This window comes from Arthrobacter sp. TB 26, assembly GCF_000427315.1.
Taxonomy (GTDB): Bacteria; Actinomycetota; Actinomycetes; order Actinomycetales; family Micrococcaceae; genus Arthrobacter.
The window spans coordinates 1-3,472 of record NZ_AUPJ01000152.1 but is presented as its reverse complement, the minus strand read 5'-3'; the positions used below and the strand labels follow the sequence as shown (position 1 = coordinate 3,472).

Annotated in this window: 5 protein-coding genes; 3 read left to right on the top strand and 2 right to left on the bottom strand. The window is 67.8% G+C overall.

The annotated features are described in order from the left end of the window. Positions 1-39 precede the first annotated feature (39 nt). Genes K789_RS0104965 through K789_RS0104955 form a run of 3 tightly spaced genes read left to right on the top strand, consistent with a single transcriptional unit; the run spans position 40 to position 1,923 of the window. Complete coding sequence (locus tag K789_RS0104965; protein ID WP_024365792.1) at positions 40-771, top strand: DUF3710 domain-containing protein; 732 nt, start codon at positions 40-42, stop codon at positions 769-771. After that, positions 764-1,183: a hypothetical protein gene (locus tag K789_RS0104960; protein WP_024365791.1), complete on the top strand. Its 420-nt coding sequence runs from the start codon at positions 764-766 to the stop codon at positions 1,181-1,183. Before K789_RS0104965 ends, K789_RS0104960 begins: the two co-directional genes overlap by 8 nt. Then, a complete protein-coding gene (locus tag K789_RS0104955; protein WP_024365790.1) occupies positions 1,180-1,923 on the top strand; it encodes a DUF3159 domain-containing protein in 744 nt (247 codons plus the stop codon). Before K789_RS0104960 ends, K789_RS0104955 begins: the two co-directional genes overlap by 4 nt. An 88-nt stretch (positions 1,924-2,011) precedes the next feature. Here the strand turns inward: K789_RS0104955 and K789_RS0104950 are convergent, their stop codons facing one another. Next, the gene (locus tag K789_RS0104950) at positions 2,012-2,737 is read right to left on the bottom strand and encodes a potassium channel family protein (RefSeq protein WP_024365789.1); all 726 of its coding nucleotides are present in this window, start codon (positions 2,735-2,737) and stop codon (positions 2,012-2,014) included. A gap of 1 nt (position 2,738) precedes the next feature. After that, positions 2,739-3,410, bottom strand: a complete 672-nt coding sequence (locus K789_RS0104945) for a potassium channel family protein (RefSeq protein WP_024365788.1) — start codon at positions 3,408-3,410, stop codon at positions 2,739-2,741. Between the last annotated feature and the right edge of the window lie 62 nt (positions 3,411-3,472).

The window sequence follows — 3,472 nt, the reverse complement described above, 5'->3', positions numbered from 1 at the left end:
GGCGCGACGGCACAGGATCACAACTAAGGAGACGACCCCATGGTTTTTGGGCGTGGCAGGAAAGCCAAGCAGGAACAGCTGACAGACCCCGGGGACACCCGGGAGGCAGTTGCTGACGCTTCCGCCGGGGATTCGGCCGGGACTGCCCCCGTTGCCCCCGTTCGCGGCGCGACGGGTCCCTTTGACGTCTCGGAAATCGAGGACCAGGACGGCTACGTGGACCTCGGCGCCCTCCTGATCGCTCCCGCGGAAGGCCTCCAGCTCCGGCTCGAGGTCGAGGAAGCCACCCAGCGCGTCGTCGCCGTCACCATGGACCTCAACGGCTCAAGCCTCCAGCTCCAGGCTTTTGCTGCCCCCCGCTCCGAAGGACTGTGGGACGAAATCCGGGAGCAGATCGGCCAGTCCGTGGGCAGCCAGGGCGGCCAGGTCGAGGAGGTCCAGGGCGGTTTCGGCCCCGAACTGCTCGCCAAGCTCCCGGCCAGCGGCGCTGACGGAAGCCATGGCTACCGGGTCGCCCGGTTCATCGGCGTCGACGGTCCGCGCTGGTTCCTCCGCGGTGTGTTCGGCGGCGAAGCCGCAGTGGACCGCGATGCGGCCGCCGGGCTTGAAGAGCTGTTCCGCCAGCTCGTGGTGGTGCGTGGCGAAAGCCCTATGCCGCCGCGCGACCTGCTGCAGCTCCGCCTGCCCAAGGACAACGCCGTGCCCGCGCCGCAGTCCGCCCCGGACCTTGAGCAGCCGGAACGTGGACCGGAGATTACCCAGATTGGCTGATGCCGCCCGCCAGGAACCGGCCGCCTCCATCTCCGTGAGGGGGTTGCCGGACCGCGGCCGCGTGTTGTGCCATGGCTACATCGAGTCGGTCACCTACGCGCCGGCAAGCCACGTCGCTGCCTTCACCGCGATCGTTGTCGACCATGATCCGCCACCGGCCAGGAAGAGCGTGGCCACGGCACTTCCCGCCGGATCCGACACGCCCGCCGCCAAGCCCGTCGCCGGGGCTCGGCGCCAGCGGCCCTCCGTCCCGAAGGACCGGCTCCGGGTGGTCTGGCTCGGACGCCGCCGCATTCCCGGGGTCGACGCCGGCACGGAACTCCGGCTGCAGGGCATGGTCACCGTGCGCGACGGCCTGCCCACCATGTTCAATCCCCGCTACGAAATACTCTCGCGCCAGGAGGAGCAATGACCGTGCCCGAGAAGCCCGAGACTGCCGCAGTCCAGCCGGCAGTGGTTCAGCCGGCAACTGTCCAGCCAACGGCGGCGCAGTTGGCGGAGGGCTATGCGGCCAAGGCCGGACTGCACCGTTCCAGCAACGGCAACATCGACGTGCTCAAGAGCGCCGGCGGGATCCAGGGCATTGCCGAGAGCATCCTCCCCGGCCTGGTCTTCCTGGTCGCTTTTACGATCACCCGCGAACTGCCCCTTGCCCTGGTCTCGTCACTGGCCGTGGCCGCGGCGTTCACCGTCGCCCGGCTGGTCCAGCGCAAACCGCTGACCCAGGCACTCGCAGGGATTGCCGGCGTCGGGGTTTCCGCCTGGCTTGCCAACACCACAGGCAAGGCTGAGGACTTCTACGTCCCGGGGTTCTTCACCAACGCCGCCTACATCGTGGCGATGGGGATCTCGATCGCCGTCCGCTGGCCCTTTGCCGGCCTGATCTTCGGCTTCATCCGGAACGAAGGCCTGGAGTGGCGGAAGAAACCGGCCCGGGTGAAGGCCTACCAGATCGGCACCTGGGTGATCATCGGAGTGCTGGCGCTGCGCCTTCTGGTCCAGGTTCCGCTGTACTTCATGGGTGAACCCGGCTTCGCGGCCCTGGCCACGACCCGCCTGCTGATGGGTGCTCCGCTGTACATCCTGGGCATCTGGGTCGCGTGGCTGCTGACCCGGCCCGCCGCACCAGAAACGACCGAAACGCCCAGTTGAGCCACCAGGCCACGTTGCGCTATCAGTAAACGTCGTCCCCATCCTGCTGGACGAGGTCAGAACGACATTAACTGACAGCGCAACCTGGCTAGCCGTCGAAACCGTCGTCCGAGGTCACGGGATGCTGCTCGTCGGCGTGCTCGTCCCCGCCCTGCGACTCCGGCGAGAGCAGGGCGCGCAGCTCGTCCTCGGCCGCGATCGTGGTCACGAAGAACAGCTCGTCCCCGCCGTCGATGACGTCATCACGGCTCGGCGTGATCGGTGCCTGGTCCCGCAGGATCGCCACGAGGGTCGAATCCTCGGGCCACTCGATATCGCCCACGGTCAGGCCCACCACATGCGAATCGTGCGGGACCGTAAACTCGACCAGCGATGACACCCCGGTCTGCAGCGTCAGCAGGCGGACGAGGTCGCCGATCTCCACCGCCTCCTCGACCAGGGCGGTCATGAGCTGTGGGGTGTTTACCGCGACGTCTACGCCCCAGGAGTCGTCGAACATCCAGTCGTTCTTAGGGTTGTTGACCCGGCCCACCGTGCGTCCGACGCCGAATTCGGTCTTCGCCAGCAGCGAGACCACCAGGTTGACCTTGTCGTCCCCCGTAGCGGAAACCACGACGTCGGCGTCCTCCAGTTTCGCGTCCTGCAGCGTGCTCAGTTCGCAGGCATCGCCCACCAGCCAGTGGGCGCCGCGCAGGCCGCTGCGCCCGATCACCTCGGGCTTGAGGTCGATCAGCAGGATCTCGTGTTTGTGGGCCAGCAGTTCGCGCGCGATCGAGGAACCGACGCTTCCCGCCCCGACAATGACGACTTTCACTTTAGGACTCCTTGGCGGGGGACTTGGCGAGAATGTGGGCGACTTCGCTGCTGCGGTCCACACCGAGCATGGCGTGCACGGTGTCGCCGTCCTGGTACAGGGTGCCGGCCGCCGGCAGCATGCCCTCGCCGAACCGCGTCAGGTAGGCGACGCGGATCCCGGCGGCCTTCTCGATCGAGGTGACCGGGTGGCCGATCCACTCAGTGTTCAGGTCCACCTCGGCGAGCACGAGCCGGCCCGAGGGGTCCCGGTAGTCGCCGGCCAGGTGCTGTTCGGGCAGGATCCTCCGAAGCACCTGGTCCGCGCTCCAGCGCACGGCGGCGACCGTGGGGATGCCAAGGCGCTGGTAGATCTCCGCGCGGCCCGGGTCATAGATCCTGGCGACAACGTGGGGGACATGGAAGGTCTCGCGGGCCACGCGGGTGGCCAGGATGTTGGAGTTGTCGCCGCTGGAGACGGCCGCGAAAGCATAGGCATCTGCGACGCCGGCCTGCTTAAGGGTTTCGCGGTCGAAGCCGACGCCCGTGACCTTGCGGCCGGTGAAGCCCGTGCGGAGCCGCCGGAAGGCGCGGTCGTCCTGGTCGATGATGGCCACCGAGTGGCCCGCATCCTCGAGTGTGTGCGCGAGGGTTGCCCCCACGCGGCCACAACCCATAATCACGAAGTGCGCCAACCGTGCCTCCTCAAGCTTCTGTGTCTGCTGCTGCGTAAAACTCTACCGGCCACAGCGCCGAG